Source organism: Nocardia sputi, from assembly GCF_023501985.1.
Genome location: NZ_JAMFLC010000010.1, coordinates 86,061 through 105,758, shown reverse-complemented (window position 1 = coordinate 105,758; position 19,698 = coordinate 86,061). Strand labels below are relative to the sequence as shown.

Below are 19,698 nucleotides of genomic sequence, written 5' to 3'. Positions count from 1 at the left end.
GAGCCCGGCCACCATGCCTGGCTCTATCAACACATAGTCAGAGTACACCTGGCAATAGTTGAAGCAAGTCAGCTCGGTTATGATGTTCGTCATGGCAGCAGTGATGGAAGGACCGTTGGCCGATCTGAGTTCGTGGAAAGCCGAGGAATGCTCGATCGCCAAAGCGCTCGACATCGTCGGCACCCGTTCGGCGGTGCTAATCCTGCGCGAGGCGTACTACGGGACCCGGCGGTTCGACGGTTTCGCCAGCCGGGTCGGAATCACGGACGCGGCCGCCGCCGCCCAGTTGCGCAACCTCACCGAGGCGGGTGTGCTGGCGAAACAGCCGTACCAAGAGGAAGGCAAGCGCACTAGGCACGAATACGTGCTCACCCGGATGGGACGGGATCTGCTACCCGCCGTGCTCGCGCTCATGCAGTGGGGCGATGCCTACTTGCAGCCGGGGCCGGCGCCGCTGCTCTTGGTCGAGGAGGCGACCGGCGCTCCGGTGCGGGTTCAGGTGCGCAGCGAATCCGGCCGCGAACTCGAACTCGAGGAACTGGGCGTGCGGCTCAACCAGGAGTACGTCCAGCAGTCGCGCGAACGTCGCTCGGGCGATGCCGAAGCGGAGAAAGGCCGCCGAACGGACGCGACGCCCTGATCGCCGCGGGCCCGCTCACCGCGCTTCGGCTGAGGAGCGGGCCTCTCGGCGGCGTGCTCAGTTGAGCCGGCGCCCGTCGGTGTCGAAGAAGTAGATGTGCTCCGGGTCGGTGGACAGCCGCAGCCGGGCGCCCTTCGCGGGCGGATTGCGCCAATCCGCGCGCGCCACAATGGTTTCCCCGCCGCCGGAGCCGCCATCGACGATGGTGCGGCCGTAGATGTAGGCGTCGGATCCGAGTTCCTCCACCACGTCGACCTCCATCTCGATGCCGGAGCCGTCGCCCAGCTCGAAGTGCTCCGGCCGGATACCGACCGTCACGGTGGCTCCGGCCTCGTCCGCGACCGATCGCGGCAGCGCGAGCGCGTGCCCGCCCAGCTCGACCCGGCCGTCGGCGACCGGGAGCGTGAACAGGTTCATGGCCGGTGAGCCCATGAATCCCGCGACGAACACGTTGGCCGGATCGCGGTAGAGGTCGCGCGGCGTGGCGCACTGCTGCAACAGGCCGTCCTTCAGTACGGCTACCCGGTCGCCCATCGTCATGGCCTCGACCTGGTCGTGGGTGACGTACACCGTGGTGGTGGCGAGCCTGCGCTGCAACTGGGCGATCTGGGTGCGGGTTTGCACGCGCAGCTTGGCGTCCAGGTTGGACAGCGGCTCGTCCATCAGGAACACCTGCGGCTGGCGCACGATCGCGCGGCCCATCGCGACCCGCTGTCGCTGGCCGCCGGACAGAGCCTTCGGCTTGCGATCCAGGTAGGGCTCCAGATCGAGCAGCTTGGCCGCCTCCAGGACCCTCTTCTGCTTCTCCGCCTTGGCGACCTTGGCCAGCTTCAACGCGAATCCCATGTTCTCCGCGACGGTCATGTGCGGGTAGAGCGCGTAGTTCTGGAACACCATGGCGATGTCGCGCTCCTTCGGCTCGGCGTGCGTCACGTCCTTGTCGCCGATCAGGATGCGGCCGCCGTTGACGTCCTCCAGTCCGGCGAGCATGCGCAGCGAAGTCGACTTCCCGCAGCCGGAGGGACCGACCAGAACGAGGAACTCACCGTCCTCGATCTCCAGGTTCAACCGATCCACCGCGGGTTTGGCGGAACTCGGGTAGAGCCGCGTCGCGTTCTCGAAGGTCACAGTGGCCATGACGAATTCACATCCCATCCCGGCAGGAACGTGCCGGACGATCCGAGTAAGGGTCCGGCGATACTATCCGGCCGGTCGGGGACGGGCCATGTCAGCGTGTTCGCGCCTCGAAGAACGCGCGCGGGACGTCGACGAGCATGGTGTCGATCTGTTTCTCGGTGACGCCGCGTTCGAGCACGTAGGGGAACACGTCGTCGAACAGGTGGGTGTAGTGCCATTGCGGCAGGGCGGCCATGGCGGCGGGCTCGATCCAGTCGAGGTAGCAGCTGGCGTCCTGGGAGAGCACCATTCGGTCGGTGTAGCCGCGGCGCACCATCTCGATCAGGGTGTCCGCGCGGGCTTCGAAGGTGGTGTCGAGGTTGATGCCGAAGCGGTCCATGCCGAGGACGAAGCCCGCATCGGCCAACTCGGCGAGGTGATCGCAATCGGTGGTGTCGCCGCTGTGACCGAGCACGATGCGGCCCGGGTCGACGCCTTCCTCGTCGCACATCACGCGCTTGACGTCGAGCCCGGTCCGCGACTCCGGATGGGTGTGCACGGTGATCGGAACGCCGGTCTCGAGATGGGCCCTGGCGATCGCGCGCATCACCCGTTCGACGCCCGCGGTCAGCCCTTGCCGATCGATCGCGCACTTCAGCATGCCCGCCTTCACCCCCGTGCCCGCGATGCCGTCGCGGATGTCGCCGACGAACATGTCGACCATCGGGTCGGGGACCTGCGCGCCGACTATCTCGTTCAACGCGGGCCCGCGGTAGTGGAAGAAGAAGGGGACATCGTCATAGGTGTAGACCCCGGTCGCGACCACGAGGTTCAGCGGCAACTGCTCGGCGATCCGCTGAATCCGCGGAATGTAGCGACCCAGCCCGACCACCGTCAGATCGACGACCGTGCGGACGCCCGCGTCGTACGCGGCCCGCAACCGCCGCACGGCGTCGGCGATACGTTCTTCTTCCGAGCCCCATTCGGCCGGATAGTTCTGGTGGATATCCCCCGTGAGCACGAAGACATGCTCATGCATCAACGTCACCCCGAGGTCGGTGGTGTCGATCGGCCCGCGCGCGGTTTCCAGCGTTGACACAGCGGTTTCTCCTCATCTCAGCTGCCTGTTCGGAGGAATGCTACGAACCGGAATGTGAGGCAGGCCATATTCGCTGACGCTGAAACTATGTACAACTTTCGTGCGCAGCGCACAGAGCGGCGCGGCTCGGATCAATGAGCTCGGTGCAGTACCGCCGGCCCGAGCCAGCGCGCGGCCTGCAACGCCAGGTGCAGATGGAGCGTGCGGTCGTGATCGTCGAAGGTGTGACCGATCAGGTCGAGCGCCTGCCGCACCCGGTACTGAATGGTGTTGCGGTGCACGGCCAATTCCTGGGCCGCCGCGGCGTAACTGCGGTTGTTGGCGAGGAACACACGCAGGGTTTCGCGCAGCCAGAGATTGCGTTGGTCGTCGGTGACCAGCTCGCCCAGGCAGTCGGCCACGAATCGACGCAGTTCCTCTATGTCGCCGCTCATCAGCGCGACGGCTGCCACCTGATCGTGTGACACCGCCCGGGGCGCCCCCGGACCGGCGAGCAGCACGAGTTCGCGAACTCGGTCGGCTTGGCGCAGGCTGCGACGGAAACCCGCCACGCCTGCGCCGAGCCCGCCTACCGCCACCCGGACCGGCAGCGACATGGCCGCCAGCGAGCTCTCGATGGCGTCGGCATCGATCGTCAGGTCACGGGAAGCCGAGAACCACAGCCGAACTTCCCGTTCGTCGGTCGGCACCAGCAACGCCCTGCGCGGGTTGCCGAACAGCGGAGCCAGCGCCGCGCGAACGGCATCGAGGACATCCAACGCGGTCCGTGCCGACAGCTGCGGATCGGTCCAGGCGTTCACCGCGACGTGGTGGCCGGTGAGGGGATAGCGCAGCACTTGCTCGGCCTGGCCGATGTCGTCGGCCGAGCCGTCGAGTACCCGGGCCACCCATTCCTGTCGCAGTCCGCTGCGACTGCCCACCCACCGGTCGCGTTCCTGTTCGTACGCCACCCCGACGTGCTCGCAGACCCGGTCGATGTACACCGCCGTGCGGTTGACGATCCGGATGATGGCCGCCGCGCTGTCGGGACCGCCCAGGTCCACGGCGTAGCGCATCGCGAGATCGAGAAAACCGGCCTGCCCAACGCGGTACGCGCGAATCAGCGCCGACAACGGGACATCACGCTGGGCGAGGGTCCGCGCGTACACCAGCGCTCGGGCCGGGGCGTGCACCTCGTGCTCGGCGGCGTCGTTCTGGACGAAGTCGAGAACAGAAATCAAATTGTCGGTGGTGCCCGCTTCGAACAGATCGCGGAGCCGGGCGTCCAGGTCGAGCGCCTCGACCTGTGCGCGGATGATCGCCGACAACTCGGCGATCAGCTGCTCGCGATCACGCAGAATCGCCGAGACGACCGCGCGAACCACCTCGTCATCGCGGTCGGCCACCCCGACACCTCCTCCGCAGGCTGGGCATCGCCTCCCCAACCTAGCCCGCGCCGGGCGCGTCGTCGCGTGCCGGAGGCAGCGGGCGCCTGCCTGCGGGAACCAGACCGCGCCGGTAGCCTCGGGACGGGGGCAGGCCGAGCGACGAGGAGCATGTGATGAGTCGTCCAGTTCGTATCGGAGTCCAGCTCCAGCCGCAGCACGCGCCCGAATACTGGCTCATCCGCGACGCGGTGTTGCGCTGCGAGGACGCGGGTGTCGACATCGTGTTCAACTGGGACCACTTCTACCCGCTCACCGGCGATCCCGACGGCGCGCACTTCGAGTGCTGGACGATGCTGGGCGCGTTCGCCGAGCAGACCGAGCGCGTGGAGATCGGCGCGCTGGTCACCGGCGGCGGTTACCGCAATCCGGACCTGCTGGCCGATATGGCGCGCACGGTCGACCACATCAGCGGCGGCCGGCTGATTCTGGGGCTCGGCGCGGGCTGGTTCCAAAAGGACTACGACGAGTACGGCTACGACTTCGGCACCCCGGGTAGCAGGCTGGCGCTGTTGAAGGAGACCTTGGCCCGGGTCAGCGCCCGGCTCCCGAAACTCGAGCCGCGCCCGATCCGCGACCTGCCGATCCTGATCGGGGGAGGCGGTGAGAAGAAGACGTTGCGGCTGGTCGCGCAGTACGCCGATATGTGGCACACCTTCGCCGACCTGGATGTGCTCGCGCGCAAGAACAAGGTGCTCGCCGAGCACTGCGCCGCCGTCGGCACCGACCAGGCGCGCATCGAGCGCTCCGTGCAGTGGCCCGGCTTGGAGAAGGCGCCCGCCTTCGTAGACGCGGGCGTGACGACGTTCACCATCGGGATCAGCGGACCGGCCTACGACCTGGCCGAGGTCCAGACCGCCGTCCGGTGGCGCGACGAGGTCAATCCGGAACCGCTCAGTGGACTGGCCTGAGCGGATTGCCGCCGACCGGGGCGGGGCCCGCATGGAGTTCGGCTCAGGATGATCGAAACCGGCGACCCACCGCGCGGGCATGGCTGATCGTGGCCCGACCCCAGGGGTAGCTGTGGATTAGCAGATTTTCACGGCTAGGGTTGTCCGTCATGGCTGTTGTGCCCGTTGTGCGTTCTCGTGCGTTGATCGCCGTGATATTGCTTGCCGTCGGTCTCAGCGCGACGGCGTGCGGCTCCGGCTCCGAGGACTCGGCGACGGAGCGCAATCTCTGCGCACCGCCCGGCCTGGCCGCCGCCTCGGCCGCGCCCACCAACCTGGCCTCCTCGGCCGCCGCGGGCAGCGACCGCTACACCACGGCGAGCACCGTGCCGCTGAACTCGATCGATGTCTCGAAGCTCGGCTTGATCACGCCCGGAAAGCTCAGCGTCGGCACGCTGTCGGACGCCCCGCCGAGCATCTGCGTCGACCGGCAGGGCGCGTTCACCGGTTTCGACAACGAGTTGCTGAAGGCGATCGGCGCCAAGCTCGGTCTCCAGGTGGAGTTCTCCGGCACGGAGTTCGCCGGGCTGCTCGCCCAGGTGTCCGGCGGCCGCTTCGACGTCGGCTCCTCCAACATCACCACCACCGACGCGCGGCGGCAGCTGGTCGGTTTCACCAACGGCTACGACTTCGGTTACTTCTCCCTGGTGGTGGCGAACGGCAGCCCGATCAAGGAGTTCTCCGATCTCGATCGGGGCACTCGGGTCGCCGTGGTCCAGGGCACGGTGCAGGACGAGTTCGTGGTGAACCAGCTGGGGCTGGATCCGGTGAAGTTCCCGGACTACAACACCGCCTATGCGAACTTGAAGTCCGGTCAGGTGGACGCATGGGTCGCACCGTCCGCCCAAGCGGAAGGCGCGATCGAGCCGGGTGACGGAACGTCGGTGTCGCAGAACACCTTCAGCCTGGACAACTTCGTCGGATACGCGGTCGCCAAGAACAACCAACCGCTGATCGATGCGCTCAACAGCGGCCTGGACGCGGTGATCGCGGACGGAACCTACGCCAAGCTCTACAGCGACTGGGTGCCACGGCAGCTGCCTCCGGGCTGGAAGCCCGGTTCCAAGGCCGCACCCGCACCGCAGCTGCCGGACTTCGCCGCGCTCGCCGCGGACGAGCAACCGGGACGGATCGAGCAGAACGCGCCGAAATCCACCTTGCGGCAGCTGAAGGACACGTTCTTCGACTGGTCGCTGTACCGCAAGGCCTTCCCCGAACTGATCAAGACCGGCCTGCCGAACACGCTGATCCTGGCGGTGGTCTCGGGTGCGCTCGGCACCGCCATCGGCATGCTGCTCGCGGTCGCCGGTATCTCGCGAACCCGGTGGCTGCGCTGGCCCGCACGGGTGTACACCGACATCTTCCGCGGCCTGCCCGCCGTGGTGATCATCCTGCTGATCGGTCTCGGTGTCGGCCCGGTGGTGCGCAACCTCACCGGCAACAATCCGTACTGGCTCGGTGCGGTCGCGCTCGCGTTGCTCGCCTCGGCGTATATCGGCGAGATCTTCCGCTCCGGCATCCAATCCGTCGAGGCCGGTCAGCTGGAGGCGGCGCGCGCCATCGGTTTCGGTTACCGCCAGTCGATGACGCTGGTGGTGATCCCGCAAGGGGTGCGCCGAGTGCTGCCGGCCTTGATGAACCAGTTCATCGCCCTCATCAAGGATTCCTCGCTGATCTACTTCCTCGGCCTGCTCGCCACCCAGCGCGAGCTGTTCGCCGTCGGCCGCGATCTCAACGCGCAGACCGGGAATCTCTCGCCACTGGTGGCCGCCGGACTGGTCTATCTGGTCCTGACCGTCCCGCTCACCCACTTGGTGAACTACATCGACCGCCGAATGCGGACCGGCCGACCCGACCGGCCGCTGGACCAGGTCGAGGCGGCCACGATCACGGAAGGGCGCGGATAGATGAGTGCCTCCCTCACCGGTACCGGACTGCATCTGACGTTGGGGCACAACCACGTGCTGCGCGGGATCGACATCCACGTCGACGCGGGCAAGACCGCCACCGTCATCGGGCCGTCCGGGTCGGGGAAGTCGACCCTGCTGCGCGTGCTGAACCGGCTGTACGAGCCGGACCAGGGCGACGTGCTGCTGGACGGCAAGTCGGTGCTCACCGAGAACCCGGACCGGCTGCGTCAGCGCATCGGCATGGTGTTCCAGCAATTCAACCTGTTTCCGCACAAGACCGTCGCGGAGAACGTCGCGCTCGGTCCACGCAAGTTGCGCGGCCTGTCCAAGGACCAGGCGCGGGCGTTGGCGGTCGAGCAACTGGAGATCGTCGGCTTGGCCGACAAGGCCGATACCCGGCCCGCCAATCTGTCGGGCGGGCAACAGCAGCGTGTCGCCATCGCGCGGGCGCTGGCGATGCGGCCGGAGATCATGTTCTTCGACGAGGCCACCTCGGCCCTGGACCCCGAGCTGGTGAAGGGGGTGCTCGCCCTGATGGCCGACCTCGCTTCCGGCGGCATGTCGATGGTCGTGGTGACGCACGAGATGGGCTTCGCCCGCACCGTGTCCGACAGCGTCGTCTTCATGGATCAAGGGCAGGTCGTGGAAACCGGCTCGCCCGACGCCCTGTTCGACGACGCGCAGACGCCGAGACTGCAGAGGTTTCTGTCCCAGGTGCTCTGAGGCGTGTCAGCACTCGCAAGGCAATCGCTATTGATGCGCATCTGCTAATGTATTCCTCATCACGATTCCAGCTGTCCGCGCCAGGAAAGAGGGGAATTCGATGACCACAGCACATGCGCAGCACACCGGCCACGATCATGTCCACGGCCCCGACTGCGGGCACACGGCGTTCCAGCACGGCGATCACATCGACTACGCCCACGATGGTCATCTGCACCGCGAACACCAAGGTCACTACGACGAATGCGAGCGGTCCGGGCATACCGAGTGCTCCGATCATCCGCATCAGCACGGCCCCAACTGCGGTCACGAGGCCGTCCAGCACGGGGATCATGTCGACTACGTGCACGACGGCCACCGCCACGCCCCCCACGACGGACACTTCGACGAGCACTGACGACCGTCGGTACCCGGTTCTAGAGTCGGGCGGGTGATCGACGAACTCGAGATTCGCACCGCGGCGGGAACCTTCGACGTACTGGCCGCCGGCGCCCCCGGTGGCCGGGAGGTGCTGTTGCTGCACGGGTTTCCCGAGGGCGCGCGCGAGTGGGAGTTCCAGCTCGGCGCACTGGGCGGCGGCGGGTGCCACGCCGTAGCGCCCGATCAGCGTGGATACTCACCCGGGGTGCGACCCGAGCGAGCCGCCGAGTACCGGCTGGAGGAACTGGTCGGTGACGTGGTGGCGATCGCCGACGCGCTGGGGTGGGAGCGTTTCGACCTGATCGGGCACGACTGCGGCGCGCAGGTCGGATGGGCGACGGCGGCCGAGCTGCCGGAGCGGGTCCGTACGTTCAGCGCGGTGTCGCATCCGCACCCGGCCGCGCTCCAGCAGGCGATCGCCGAGGACGAGGACCAAGCGCAGCGGTCCCACCACCTGACGACGCTGCGTCAGCCGCGCACCGCGGAGCGCGGCTTACTCGCCGACGACGGTGCCGCGCTGCGCCGGATCTTCGAGTGGAAGATCCCGGAGGAACGCGTCGAGGAGTATGTACGCAGGTTGGCGCTGCCGGGCGCCCTCACCGCGGCACTGAACTGGTATCGCGCCATGCCTCTCGCGGGTTCGATCGGCCCGGCGTGCGTTCCCACCCTGTACGTGTGGGGCACCGAGGACGCTGTCTTCGGGTCCACCGCGGCACTGGCCACCAGGAAATACGTGTCCGGTCCGTACCGATTCGAAATGCTCGAGGACGTCTCGCACTGGGTTCCGGAGGAAGCGTCCGAGGCGCTGACCCGGCTGCTGATGCAGCACCTGCTCGCCCATCGCGACTGAACGCGCAGGCGGCGCCGTTGATCCCGGCGTTCCCCGGACAGCGCGCGCGGCCGGAGGGAAAGCTGAGCCTCGTCCCCACAGCAAGGGAGGTGAACCGTGGACGTCAAAGAGATCAATCGGCGAACCATCGCTCAATTCCGAGCGGGCGGCGAGATCGACGGCATGCGCCGCGACCGTCTCATCCTGCTGACCACGATCGGCCGCAGAACCGGCGCCCCGTACACCACCCCGATGATGTTCCACCGCGAGAGTGATCGCCTGTTGGTCGTCGGTTCGAACATCGGTGCCCCCCGACACCCCGACTGGTACTTGAACCTGCGAAAAGACCCGCACGTCACCGTCGAGGTGGACGACGAGACCTATTCGGCGCTGGCCACACCACTCACCGGCGACGACCGGGCCCGCACCTGGGCCATGCTGAAGAACGCCTATCCGTTCTTCGCCGAACACGAGATGAAGACTTCGCGCGTCATCCCGGTGGTCGCTCTCACGCGGGCGTGACCAGGCGGCGAGGCCGCGCGTCTATCGGCCCGCGATCAGCGGGCGCCCATGTCGGTAGGGGTGCGGGAAGGCCGGTGCGAAGCCGTCGCCTCGGCTCGGCGGTCCGCGACCAGGGCGAGCAGGGCGGTCAGGTTGTCCGGGTCGGCGGGGTCCAGGACCCCTTCCGGTAGAACCAGTTCGGTGATCCGCTGTCCCCGGTCGAAGGCGGCGGGGCGCAGGGGCGGCGCGTCGTCGGGTTGGCCGAGGATGGTGGCGATGTTTCCGTCGTTGTCGTAGACGGCGTAGTAGCGCATTGGTGGGCTCCTCAGAGGCCGGTCGAAACGGTCATCCGACTGGTGTAGCTACTTCTCCTGATCAGAACTCGTGATGGGCGACGGCGTTCGAGCTTATCCACACGTTCGATGCTGAGTGTCGGTTTGCGCAGTAGTAGCGTTACCCGATTTCGATCGGCTTTCACGGCATCGCCGCACGTAGAGAGGTATATGGAAGCGGTGGGGCGCGGTTTGCCCGGGTCAGGCGCACACGGTGGCGAATGCCGCCCAGAGCACGGGGGAGTATTCGATTTCGCCGGTGTCACGCCACGCCGCAAGCCGTCCGCGCTGCCACTGGGCGAGCGCGGTGACCGGGTCGGGTTGTTCGTGCGATCCGTCGATGGCGCAGACCGCCTCCTGGAGCGGCTGCGCTTGCGGCGGTGCGCCCGCGATGCGCTGGAAGGCGAAATCGGTAGGCAGTGCCCATCTGCTGGCCGTGACCAGTTCCGCGCCGCCGGTGATCATCGCGGCAGTCAGGCCCAGCGCCTCGCTGAAGCGCAGGTCGCCGCCGCTCTCGCAGGCGATCAGCGCGACCCGGCTCGGCATCGGCCACAGTTGTGCTCCTGCCACGGGATCGGTGTCGAGGGTGTACGTGCCGAGCAGCAGGTCCTTGGCCGAGAGCGGGCGGTGCGTGCGGGATGGCTCGGCGAAGCCGATGGCGTCGGCGGTGCAGGCGAGGTGCAATTCGGCGTCCTCGCTACGGCCGGATTCGGGCGTGGCGGCGGTGACATGCCCGACGTAGATCAAGCGACTCGCGCCGGCGCGCAGGGCGGCGCCGAGCCAGACGCGGTCGACATCGGTGCGCCGGAAGGCGTCCACCGGGCTTCGCACCGCGGGCCGCAGTCGATCGTTCGCGGCGTAACCGGCCATCCGTTGCGCGAGTGGCGCCTCGGCGGTCATCCGGCCGAGTACCGAGCCGAGCGTGGAATCGGCGCGGAAGCCGGGAACTCGCGGATCCAGCACCGCGACGACCGGGCTCGCGGCGGTCTCGGCCCATGTGCGCGCGATCCGTCCCGGCGCCTGCACGACACTCGCCGGAGCGAGCAAGCTGACGTCGGCGATGTCGATCAGCCGGACGTCGCGGTCCGGCGCGATGAGTTCCCACGGCACCTGGGCAAGACGCGGTGCCGGTTGCAACCGGATGTGCGGGCGCACGCCGCGCTGCCACAGTTCGTAGAGCTGCGCGGCCAGGCCGTAGGGCAGCAGCGCGCGGGAAAGCGCCTGTGCCATCGAGTACTCACGCTCGTAGTCGGCGAATGCGCCGGAGGCGAGAGCCTGCTCGAGACCACCGGACTCGGCGGGTCGTGGAAGCGCGTCGGCGAGCAGTCCGACCGCCCGCACGACCGCCTCCTCCGGCAGCACGCCCACGCCGCGGGGCGCGCTGTCATGGGTCCACCGCCACGACACGTAGACGTCGCCCGCGTCCGCCATGCGGATGTGCACGGTCGGTCGCGTCATACCGTCAGCACCCGATCGTCGCGGATCACCCGGCCGTAACGCTGTTCGGCGGCGGCGATGAACGGTTCGAGTGCGATCCGTCCCTCCGCGGCCAGTGCCAGGCGCGGCGGCGGCGCGACCGGCAGGCCCACCTCGGCGGCGACCTCGGCCAGGGCGGCGCCCAGTTGGAGTGCGGCGCTGCCGGGATGATCGGTGAAGTCCTCGGGCGGGTCCGGCAATTCGAGCGGTAGCCGCGCAGGGGTCACCCGCTCGGCCCGATCGAGCGCTAAAGCCGTTCCAGCACTCTGTGTCTCGATCAGATCGGCGACAAGGAGCCCGTTGCCGGACAGATAGGCGAAGCGGAAGGCCAACCGCATCGCCGGGTCGGCGATCCGGCGTTTCCACTGTTCGCGCTGCGTGCCGTTCGGCAGCGTGTAGCGCACGGCGTCGATGGCCAGCGCGGCCGGAACGGCGATGCCGACCGCTTGCGTGAGCAGCTGTGCCGTCGGCGCTTCGGCCGCTTCGATCGCGCCTTCCAGCAGCGTCGCGTGCCAGAAATCGAGCTGGGCGCAGTGCAGTCCGAGGCCGCGCTCGGCGTAGATCGCGAACGCTTCCGCCAGCAGTTGCTCGCATTCGCCTACTCGGCCCGTCTTGAAAGCCGCGGTGGCCGAACGGATGCGCAGATCGGCCGCGTCGAGCACGGCGCCCGACTCGATGAAATACGCCAGGCTCCGCGCGTAGAGATCCCGCGCATCCGTCAGTTCGCCGCGGCCCTCAGCCAGAAATCCGATGGTCTTGAGACCGATTCCGGCTCGGTGCGCGAGCCCCGCCTGTTCGAAATATCGCTGACTGGATCGCAGCGGGGCCTGTGCCTCGTCGTACCGCTCGAGGCGCACGAGCATGGTGGCGAGATTCTGTTCGGTCTCGGCGACCGCGTTGCGATCGCCCGCCGACTCGAACGCGGCAAGCGCCTGCCGCGCGAAATCAACGGCCAAGTCGTGGCGTCCGGTTTCGAAGTAGGTGGCCGCGAGATTCATCAGCGGATGGCCGGCCAGTTGCGGCGCGAAACGACGCGCCGCCTCCAGCGATTCGGTGGCCAGTTCGGCGGCGTAGGCCCAGTTCTGCCGGTGCAACGCGACGGCGGTCAGGGAGAGCGAACAAGCAACGCGCAGCACGCCCAGGTCGGCGTCGGTGTTATCGGCGAGCAAGGCCCGCGCCTGCTCCAGCGCCGCCTGCGCTTGGTGGAGTTCACCGAGGTGTTGTAGCGCCTGGGACATGTTGACCAGGGCGTTGGGCCGCAATCGCGGTGCGTGCTCCGGCATTTCGGCCAGCGCCGTGCGGTAGAGGGCGAGCGAGGCGGCGTGGTCGCCGAGTTCGTCGGCCATGCTCGCGGCGTTGATGATCGCGCCGAGCCGGATGTCGCCGGTGGTTCGCTCGGCGGCGTCCTCGAACAGGCGTTGGGCCTCGGCCGTGTCCCCGCGGGTGTAGGCGGCCGCGCCCGCGGCGAGCAGTTCGCGGCCGTCGTCGGGGGTCTCGTCGGCCATGTCAGAAATCCGAATCCGATGCTGCTGCGGCGATTTCCGCCAGCAGAAGCGTGTCGACGGGGTTGCCGGGTGCGTCGGCCGTCCGGCGCAGCCGCGCCGTGACCAGCTCGCGAATCCGTGCCCGGCGGGACGCGGCATCCGGCTCCGGCTCGTCCACGCCGACGCCCGGCACGTAGACGCGTACGGTGACGCCCGCTTCCGCACCGGCCGGAGCCGCGGTCTCGGCCTGCCAGAGATCGCCATCGCGGAGCAATGGCACGTCGACGGCGTCGGCCGCGGTGCGGATTCCGGCCCGGGGGTGCAGGTGCGCGGGGACGTCCGCGACCGAGAACGGTGCGGCGACCGCGCTCACCCGCACGATCGTCGCACCGGCCTCGCGCACCACTTCCCAGGACACGGCGCGTTCCGAGGCGTCGAGCAGACCTGGCGGGCAGCGATTCCAGTCCCACCCCGCGGTGCCTCTGGCCACGACCAGCGCGCCGGGCGCGACGGCCGTGGCCGGTCCGGCGGCCAGCGCGTAGTCCTCCGCGCGCCCGAGCGTCTCGACGAATGTGCGCTCCTCGGCCACGGCGTCGGCCCCGTCGACGATCAAGTCGCATTCCTCGCTCAAGGCGGCGATCTCGTCTTCCAGCAGGCGCTCGTCCAGCGGGGCGATGCCGTCCAATGTCGATGCGGGCCACCAGCGCGCCGCCCAACGGGCGTAGCCGAGCCGCCAAGCGCGCGCGGTGATGTCCGGCAGCGCGGGTTCGGCCGGGTATTCCCCTTCATCGCCCGGTGTTTCGTCGAGTGCGAGGGACACCTCCGGGCCGTACACCGCCCAGATCCACTCCTGTGCGAGGACGAGATCATCGATCACCGCCGCCGGGGTCGGCTGCCCGGCGAGCAGGCTCCAGGTCAAATGCCCGCCCGCCACTTCGAGGACGAGTACGTCCATCCCGGCCGTGTCGTCCACGACGGTAGGAGCGTCGTCCGGCGCGATGATCCACATGTCGTTTCGACGGCGGATGCGTACGGTGGTGCTCATCAGCTCGCCTTCGATTCCGCCGCGTCCGGCTCACCCGCGTTCACCCGGACGCTCAGCGCCCGCTTGACTCGCGTGCGATGGTCCAGGATGACCGACCGCGCCACGCCGTCGAGCAGATCCCACAGCTCGTCCGGATCGTAGATCGCGAATTCCCGGACATCCCTGCCGTGCAGGCGAACCCACAACCGGCGCAGATATGGCCGCCACGGCGTGATCAGCTCGGCGGCGATGGCGGCCAGCGGACCCGTCGGCGGCTCGGCGGCGTCGGCGCACACCACCAGTCGCCGGGCCTGTAGGACGTACGCCTCCCGCTGCCAGCGGCTGTTGACCGCCTGGTGCGCCGTGGATCGTGCCGCGCCCGATTCCGTTTCGGCCGGACGCAGCCGCGGTCGGCTCGTCGGCTCGCGGTGGTGATCGATGGGCGCCAAGCCGGTCGCCAGCGCGGTTCCCGCCGTCGCGGCCACGCGCAGCGACTCGTCCAGCAGCGCCCACGGTGCACAGCTCCGGGCGATCTCGGCGTCGACCAGCTCGGGGATCGGCGGCAGCTCCGCGCGGTCGGTGGAGGCTTGCAGCACGGTGAACACGCGCTCGTACACGGTGCGATCGAAGGGGAGCCCGAGGGTCGATTTGGAGGCCGAGGAGCCGATCGCCGGGCGCAGCGGCACCGGATGCGCGGTCAGACCCAGTTCCTGAGCCGAATGGCCGGAGGTGTCCTGCCACAGCCGGATTCCGGTGTGTGTACCGGCATGGTCGGCCACCAGCCGGTCCAGTGCGGGCTGTCCGTCGGCGGCGTCCCGGCCCAGGCGTGCCGTCGCGCAGGCCTCCAGCAGGGCGTCCACCTCGGCGGCGTGGTCGGCGCCCTGCGGCACGGTCGGTGGGCGCCGCCGCCAGGCCAGCTCGAGTAACCCGGCCAACTCGCGCTCCCGTGCGCGGTCGGTCAGGTACTCCTTCAGCGCCTGCGTGGTGCGTCCCGCGGTGTACTCGTGGATCTCGCGCAACGCGTCCTCCGCGACCGCGCGTGCCCGCGCCGGATCCGGCATTCCCATGGTGGTCGCCAACTCGAAACAACGCTGGAAATACAGATCCTGCGGATGCCCCTCGGTGATCCGCAGCGTGCGCCGCACCTGCTTGAGCACGGTGAACCAGGCCGCCGTCGCCCGCAACACATCGGCCGCCGCCTGGATGCGCGCCTCCAGCAACACCGCGCCGTCGGCGGTCAGGATCGGCCCCGCGCACAGTGGATTCTGCACGGGACGGATCACCAGCGGGTCGAGCAGAAGCTTCACGGTCCGGCGCAGCGGACCACCGTGCGGGCCGCTGAGCGGTTCGACACCGCCGAGCTTGCGCCACACCTCATCGAGCACCATGGCGCGCGGTCGTCGCATGCGTGCAGTGTATTTGCCGCGACTCGGTCCCGGCGGGTTCACGGCCCGCTCATGGCGGATTCTTCGGCGCTGTCGCACTGCATGCGCGGAGTACTGCTCCAGCCGGTCACAGGAATGCAGTGACTCCGAACCGTGTGTGGCGTACCACACACCATCGGATTCGACGCCTAAGGTCTGAATCGGTCCGCCCATCAGGGGCAGCTGAGTGGAGGGATTCGAAGAATGAAGTTCGAGAGAATCACTGCTGCCGCTTTCATGGCCATCGCGGCCGTGGGTATCACTGCGGCAAGCGCCCATGCGGAGCCGAGCGTAACGACGCAGCCGACTGCGGTGACCGAGAACGGTGTGGTGGTGCTCGAGTCCGGCGACGGAGCGGCGGTGGCCGCAGTGCCGCAAGGGGATGCCGTCGACGGGAGTTCACTCGCGATTGCGCAGCACATCGATGCGGACGGCGGCACCCTGACCTCGACCCCGACGGCAGACGATATCGCGCAGCTGGAAGACATCAGCTCCTACGACCGGCTGAAGGAGCAGATCAACAAGAACATGCCCGGCGTCGTCGGAGGTGCCATCGTGGGCGGCCTCCTCGGGGCGTGCCTGCCCCTGATATGGGGCGTCAGCATCCCCGTGGGTGTGCTGATCGGTGGAACCGTCGGCGGATACGCCGCGGGCGGCCCGGAGTTCCTCGATGCCGTCCAGGCGTTCGTCACCAACCAGGGCAGGTGAAATACGCTGGTCTTCCAGCGAACCCCGCACATCGCCAGAGCGCGTGAAAGTGTATGTCAGGGGTGATTTTGGCGGATCACCTATTCGCGAGTCGTGTCGAGCGGTCGCGACCCGCGCTCCTGCGGGCAGCGATGATAGCCGAACAGGGTGCACGGGATGAGTTCTTCACCGCCCGGGCCGCGGCGGGATCGCCGCAGGCGGGATTACCCCGGATAACAGCACGTTATCCGGGGTAACAAAATCGCTCGCTGCCGAACGAGTTATGCACGTCGGCAGGGCAAGAAACCAACCGATGCGCTGAATCTTAAGTACAGTTTCGTGCTGGCGCTATACCGCAGTGGTGTCTTTGCGGGGGTCCGGTATATGTGTCGTGTGGTTCACGCGAAGAGCTGTCAGGATGCCGAGTGCGGCGATGGCGGTGAATCCCACCAGTAGGTAGCGGGCCGAGTCGACCAGCGAGGATCCACCGAGGTTGACCAGCAGACCGGCGACGGCGGCTCCGAAGGCTGTCGACATGGTCAGGATCGTTGCAATCGCTGCCGCGGCCTTCTGGCCTTCTTCTGGGTCCGGAGCGCTGGTCATCGCGGCCACCGACAAGTGTGGCCAGGCAATGCCGATGCCGGCCCCGGCCAGGAAAAGCAGCGGCAACCAGGCCAGAATCATCGGCAGGGAGACATGGCTGCGTTGTAGCAACGCCAGGCCCAGGAATCCGGTCGCCAGCAGCAGCGGACCGGCAACTCGAAGTCGCCGGATCGTGGCTTCCTGCTGCACCGATGCGACGAGCATCTGACTCACCGGCCAGGCCAGAGACAAGGCGGCACCGAAGAATCCGGCCACGACCGGAGGCAAGCCGGCCAGGCGTTGCCCGAACAAGGGCAGGAACATCTCCACACCCACACCGGCCGACAGCACGACGATCGTCAGATACACCCACCGCAACGGACTGCCCGAGCGGTACGTCGCGACCGGGAGAATCCGTTGCCCCGCACGCCTTTCCCATGCCAGGAACACGAGCACGGAAGCGACGGCCACCGCGAGCGCGAGCGTCATCACCGCGACACCTGAGACAACACCGGCCACGCTCACCGCCGTGGCGGCACCGACCACCAGCGCCAGCGATCCGATCGGAACCGGTGCTGGGGTCTGGCGGTCGTCACTCTTGGGCAGGACCCGTGGCGCGGAACCTGCTGCCGCCACACCCACAACGGCGAGGACGACGAACGCGGCTCGCCACAAACCGACCTGGGCGAACAATCCCCCCATAGCCGGGCCGACGATGGTGCCGACGCCGAACATGGCCGAGATCAATGCGGTCCCGCGTACCCACAGCGACTGTGGCAGTGCGACATACACTGCCGCGAAACCCAATCCGGTGAGCAGTCCCGCGCCCAGCCCCTGGACCCCGCGGCCGATCAGGAACACCGCCATGACAGGACTCACCGCACACACCACCGAACCCGCCGCGAAGACCCCGAATCCGATCAGATACGAGCCGACCGTGCCGCGAAGAGACAGCATCCGGCTCACCGCCAGTGTGCCGGCCACCTGCGCGACCGAGAAGATCGTCGTACTCCACGCGTACAGCCTGTCGCCGCCGATGTCGGCGACCGCGCTCGGCAACAAGCTCCCTACCAGATAGATGTTGATCGCACCGACGAGCACTCCGCCCGCCAGCACGATCGCCACGCCGAGGTGGTCTCGGAATTCTCTCCAGGACGTCACTTCTCGCTCCGTCGTCACATGTCCTCCGTTTCGTGGATCGAATACGTGAGGCATCATCACTGACCCGCGAGCACCGGTAATCGGACAAATCGGACGTGATTTGCATCACATTTGAGCCGGGCCGTCCTCGGTGTGTCTGTCGAGTGAACCCAGAGGGCCGGTCCGAGCGGCCGGTCCTTCTGCGTTCTGACCCGGCCCCGCGAGCGGCAGGTGTCGCCGCGTTCGGGACGCGGGGTCCAGGTTGTGTCAGGTGCAGCCGCAAGTCATCTACCTGCGTAAATGCCGGAAACCTGGGATCGGTAGAGCGCGAATCGTTCCTACCTTTCTCTCATCGGCCCAACACGAAGGGCCGGGAAAAAGAACCAGGGGCGCCGCCCCACCGACGACAAGGACGCATCATGAACGCCACTTCGCTCCGCTTCGCCGCAGCCGCTTTCGCCGCCACCGCCGCCGTCGCGGTGCTCACCGGATGCGGTGACAGCAAGGGCAGCTCCCCGGCCGCGCCCGCGCCCTCTTCGGCGCAGCCGGCCGCCCCGGCGGGGAAGTCGGTCGCCTCGGTCGACGGCAAGGCCTTCGACGCGAAGTTCACCACCACCTGCGCCAAGCAGGGCGGCACCCTGGCGCTGGCGCTGACCGACGCCGAGAACCCCGCCTACGGCAACCTCTCGGTGAGCGCGACCATCACCGACGCCGACACCGTGCAGGCGGTCGGGATCGCGGGCAGCAAGGGCGGCGACAACGGCCTGCCCTACGCGGTCGGCTTCGGCAACGGCATGCCGGGCGGCTCCGCCGCGGTCGTGAAGGACGGCAACACCTACAAGATCACCGGCGAGGGCGTGGGCGCCCCCGACCTGACCAACCCGCTGGCGGGGCCGAAGACGTCGAAGTTCGACATCACCTTCGCCTGCTCGTCCATCGTCGGCGCCTGATCACCGCATGTCCCCCGATCCGCCCCCGTCATCCCGGTCAGCTACCGGGATGACGGGGCGCGGCGAACCCCGAATCTCGCACCGAAAAGGAAATGTCATGAACAAGATCCGTCTCGCCGCCCTCGCTATCGCCGCCGCGGCGATCGGCCTCTACGTCTACCGCGCCGTAACCTACGTCCCCACCAGTGCATACGAGCCCTCCGGGATGGGCTGGCTCGGCATCGAGATGGCGCTGCCGATTCTCGCGGTCACCCTGGTCATCATGGTCTTCGCCTTCACCGGGGAAGGCATCATGATCGCACTGACCGGCCGCAACAGCGCGGAGTTCCGTGCCGGTCTCACCGGTCTCGGCACGGTCCGATCGGTGCGGCAGACCGGCGTCACCGTCAACGACCAGCCGCAGGTGCACATCGAGTTCAGCGTCGAAGGCGCGGACGGCAAGATCTTCCACTCCTCCGCGAAGATGATCGTGCCGTTCACCGAACTGGCCCTGCTGCGCGCCGGGGTGGTGCTTCCGGTGCGCTACCTGCCCGGGCGGACCGACAAGGTCGAGGTCGACCTGTCCGGCGACGCGTCCGCCGCGCAGCACGCGATCAACGAGTCCCTGATCCGCAAGGGCATGACCACCCGGCACAAGCTCGACATCGCCGAGCGCGGCATCGCCACCCAGGCGGTGGTGCAGTCGCTGTCGGTCACCGGCACGATCCGCGAGGGGCACTCCGAGGTCGAGCTCGGCTTGGTGGTCACCCGGCCGGACGGATCGACCTTCGCCACCCGGGTGACGAAGTTCCTCGCACCCGCCGGGGTCGGCCAAGTGCAGGTGGGCCGCGTGCTCCGGGCGCACTACCTGCCGGAGAAAGAGAGCGAGGTCGTCATTGCCCTTCCGGTCAACGCCTGATGGGCGAGCCGGATGAATTCCGCGGCCGGGCCGATCGAACTCGAGGCAGCCGCCTGGAGAGACGAATGCCGCGTCGATTCGAGATCATC

Annotated in this window: 19 protein-coding genes; 10 read left to right on the top strand and 9 right to left on the bottom strand. The window is 68.2% G+C overall.

Annotation, left to right across the window (positions count from 1 at the left end):
* Nucleotides 1-79: 79 nt before the first annotated feature.
* A complete protein-coding gene (locus tag M8859_RS16165; protein WP_195069936.1) occupies nt 80-640 on the top strand; it encodes a winged helix-turn-helix transcriptional regulator in 561 nt (186 codons plus the stop codon).
* Between the two features lie 57 nt (nt 641-697).
* Here M8859_RS16165 and M8859_RS16160 read toward each other — a convergent pair whose 3' ends face one another.
* The 3 genes from M8859_RS16160 to M8859_RS16150 form a co-directional block, all read right to left on the bottom strand.
* Nucleotides 698-1,777, bottom strand: coding sequence for an ABC transporter ATP-binding protein (locus M8859_RS16160; protein WP_249644476.1), 1,080 nt, complete (start codon nt 1,775-1,777; stop codon nt 698-700).
* Between the two features lie 91 nt (nt 1,778-1,868).
* Nucleotides 1,869-2,855, bottom strand: a complete 987-nt coding sequence (locus M8859_RS16155) for a phosphotriesterase family protein (protein WP_195069937.1) — start codon at nt 2,853-2,855, stop codon at nt 1,869-1,871.
* A 131-nt stretch (nt 2,856-2,986) separates the two neighbouring features.
* Entirely contained in the window at nt 2,987-4,240 is a 1,254-nt protein-coding gene (locus M8859_RS16150; protein ID WP_159923350.1) for a PucR family transcriptional regulator, read from the bottom strand.
* Nucleotides 4,241-4,395: 155 nt separating this feature from the next.
* On the opposite strand from M8859_RS16150, the gene M8859_RS16145 reads away from it, so the two are divergent.
* From M8859_RS16145 to M8859_RS16120, 6 genes are all read left to right on the top strand, one after another.
* Nucleotides 4,396-5,190 (top strand): LLM class F420-dependent oxidoreductase, encoded by a 795-nt coding sequence (locus tag M8859_RS16145; protein ID WP_195069749.1) that lies wholly within the window; start codon nt 4,396-4,398, stop codon nt 5,188-5,190.
* Between the two features lie 149 nt (nt 5,191-5,339).
* A complete protein-coding gene (locus tag M8859_RS16140) occupies nt 5,340-7,136 on the top strand; it encodes an ABC transporter substrate-binding protein/permease (protein WP_159923346.1) in 1,797 nt (598 codons plus the stop codon).
* Complete coding sequence (locus tag M8859_RS16135; protein ID WP_159923344.1) at nt 7,137-7,862, top strand: amino acid ABC transporter ATP-binding protein; 726 nt, start codon at nt 7,137-7,139, stop codon at nt 7,860-7,862.
* Nucleotides 7,863-7,962: 100 nt separating this feature from the next.
* Nucleotides 7,963-8,259, top strand: a complete 297-nt coding sequence (locus M8859_RS16130; protein WP_159923342.1) for a hypothetical protein — start codon at nt 7,963-7,965, stop codon at nt 8,257-8,259.
* Nucleotides 8,260-8,292: 33 nt separating this feature from the next.
* Entirely contained in the window at nt 8,293-9,132 is an 840-nt protein-coding gene (locus tag M8859_RS16125) for an alpha/beta fold hydrolase (protein WP_249644475.1), read from the top strand.
* A 96-nt stretch (nt 9,133-9,228) separates the two neighbouring features.
* Nucleotides 9,229-9,633 (top strand): nitroreductase family deazaflavin-dependent oxidoreductase, encoded by a 405-nt coding sequence (locus M8859_RS16120; RefSeq protein ID WP_159923338.1) that lies wholly within the window; start codon nt 9,229-9,231, stop codon nt 9,631-9,633.
* A gap of 35 nt (nt 9,634-9,668) precedes the next feature.
* Here the strand turns inward: M8859_RS16120 and M8859_RS16115 are convergent, their stop codons facing one another.
* The 5 genes from M8859_RS16115 to M8859_RS16095 all read right to left on the bottom strand — a co-directional run bounded on the left by M8859_RS16115 (nt 9,669) and on the right by M8859_RS16095 (nt 15,316).
* Entirely contained in the window at nt 9,669-9,926 is a 258-nt protein-coding gene (locus M8859_RS16115) for a hypothetical protein (RefSeq protein WP_159923336.1), read from the bottom strand.
* A 219-nt stretch (nt 9,927-10,145) separates the two neighbouring features.
* The gene (locus M8859_RS16110) at nt 10,146-11,402 is read right to left on the bottom strand and encodes a CHAT domain-containing protein (RefSeq protein WP_249644474.1); all 1,257 of its coding nucleotides are present in this window, start codon (nt 11,400-11,402) and stop codon (nt 10,146-10,148) included.
* Complete coding sequence (locus M8859_RS16105) at nt 11,399-12,925, bottom strand: tetratricopeptide repeat protein (protein ID WP_249644473.1); 1,527 nt, start codon at nt 12,923-12,925, stop codon at nt 11,399-11,401. Before M8859_RS16105 ends, M8859_RS16110 begins: the two co-directional genes overlap by 4 nt.
* A 1-nt stretch (nt 12,926) precedes the next feature.
* Nucleotides 12,927-13,949: a hypothetical protein gene (locus M8859_RS16100; protein WP_236565404.1), complete on the bottom strand. Its 1,023-nt coding sequence runs from the start codon at nt 13,947-13,949 to the stop codon at nt 12,927-12,929.
* Nucleotides 13,949-15,316 (bottom strand): hypothetical protein, encoded by a 1,368-nt coding sequence (locus M8859_RS16095; RefSeq protein WP_249644507.1) that lies wholly within the window; start codon nt 15,314-15,316, stop codon nt 13,949-13,951. The genes M8859_RS16100 and M8859_RS16095 overlap by 1 nt, the downstream gene beginning before the upstream one ends.
* 240 nt (nt 15,317-15,556) lie before the next feature.
* Here M8859_RS16095 and M8859_RS16090 point away from each other — a divergent pair, with 240 nt between their 5' ends.
* A complete protein-coding gene (locus tag M8859_RS16090) occupies nt 15,557-16,060 on the top strand; it encodes a DUF8020 domain-containing protein (protein WP_159923331.1) in 504 nt (167 codons plus the stop codon).
* A 327-nt stretch (nt 16,061-16,387) separates the two neighbouring features.
* Here M8859_RS16090 and M8859_RS16085 read toward each other — a convergent pair whose 3' ends face one another.
* Entirely contained in the window at nt 16,388-17,782 is a 1,395-nt protein-coding gene (locus tag M8859_RS16085) for an MFS transporter (protein WP_249644472.1), read from the bottom strand.
* 398 nt (nt 17,783-18,180) lie between these two features.
* On the opposite strand from M8859_RS16085, the gene M8859_RS16080 reads away from it, so the two are divergent.
* Both M8859_RS16080 and M8859_RS16075 read left to right on the top strand, forming a co-directional pair.
* On the top strand, nt 18,181-18,711 hold the full coding sequence (locus M8859_RS16080; protein ID WP_159923329.1) for a lipoprotein LpqH: 531 nt from the start codon (nt 18,181-18,183) through the stop codon (nt 18,709-18,711).
* A gap of 97 nt (nt 18,712-18,808) precedes the next feature.
* Nucleotides 18,809-19,609, top strand: a complete 801-nt coding sequence (locus tag M8859_RS16075; RefSeq protein ID WP_159923327.1) for a hypothetical protein — start codon at nt 18,809-18,811, stop codon at nt 19,607-19,609.
* Nucleotides 19,610-19,698 lie beyond the last annotated feature (89 nt).

What these genes read in the sequence shown, in the direction of transcription:
- M8859_RS16080 (WP_159923329.1), top strand. Translation starts at nt 18,181, where the DNA reads ATGAACGCCACTTCGCTCCGCTTCGCCGCAGCCGCTTTCGCCGCCACC.
- M8859_RS16075 (WP_159923327.1), top strand. Translation starts at nt 18,809, where the DNA reads ATGAACAAGATCCGTCTCGCCGCCCTCGCTATCGCCGCCGCGGCGATC.
- M8859_RS16115 (WP_159923336.1), bottom strand. Translation starts at nt 9,926, where the DNA reads ATGCGCTACTACGCCGTCTACGACAACGACGGAAACATCGCCACCATC.
- M8859_RS16160 (WP_249644476.1), bottom strand. Translation starts at nt 1,777, where the DNA reads ATGGCCACTGTGACCTTCGAGAACGCGACGCGGCTCTACCCGAGTTCC.
- M8859_RS16105 (WP_249644473.1), bottom strand. Translation starts at nt 12,925, where the DNA reads ATGGCCGACGAGACCCCCGACGACGGCCGCGAACTGCTCGCCGCGGGC.
- M8859_RS16135 (WP_159923344.1), top strand. Translation starts at nt 7,137, where the DNA reads ATGAGTGCCTCCCTCACCGGTACCGGACTGCATCTGACGTTGGGGCAC.
- M8859_RS16140 (WP_159923346.1), top strand. Translation starts at nt 5,340, where the DNA reads ATGGCTGTTGTGCCCGTTGTGCGTTCTCGTGCGTTGATCGCCGTGATA.
- M8859_RS16130 (WP_159923342.1), top strand. Translation starts at nt 7,963, where the DNA reads ATGACCACAGCACATGCGCAGCACACCGGCCACGATCATGTCCACGGC.
- M8859_RS16090 (WP_159923331.1), top strand. Translation starts at nt 15,557, where the DNA reads ATGAAGTTCGAGAGAATCACTGCTGCCGCTTTCATGGCCATCGCGGCC.
- M8859_RS16145 (WP_195069749.1), top strand. Translation starts at nt 4,396, where the DNA reads ATGAGTCGTCCAGTTCGTATCGGAGTCCAGCTCCAGCCGCAGCACGCG.
- M8859_RS16095 (WP_249644507.1), bottom strand. Translation starts at nt 15,316, where the DNA reads ATGGTGCTCGATGAGGTGTGGCGCAAGCTCGGCGGTGTCGAACCGCTC.
- M8859_RS16165 (WP_195069936.1), top strand. Translation starts at nt 80, where the DNA reads ATGATGTTCGTCATGGCAGCAGTGATGGAAGGACCGTTGGCCGATCTG.
- M8859_RS16100 (WP_236565404.1), bottom strand. Translation starts at nt 13,949, where the DNA reads ATGAGCACCACCGTACGCATCCGCCGTCGAAACGACATGTGGATCATC.
- M8859_RS16110 (WP_249644474.1), bottom strand. Translation starts at nt 11,402, where the DNA reads ATGACGCGACCGACCGTGCACATCCGCATGGCGGACGCGGGCGACGTC.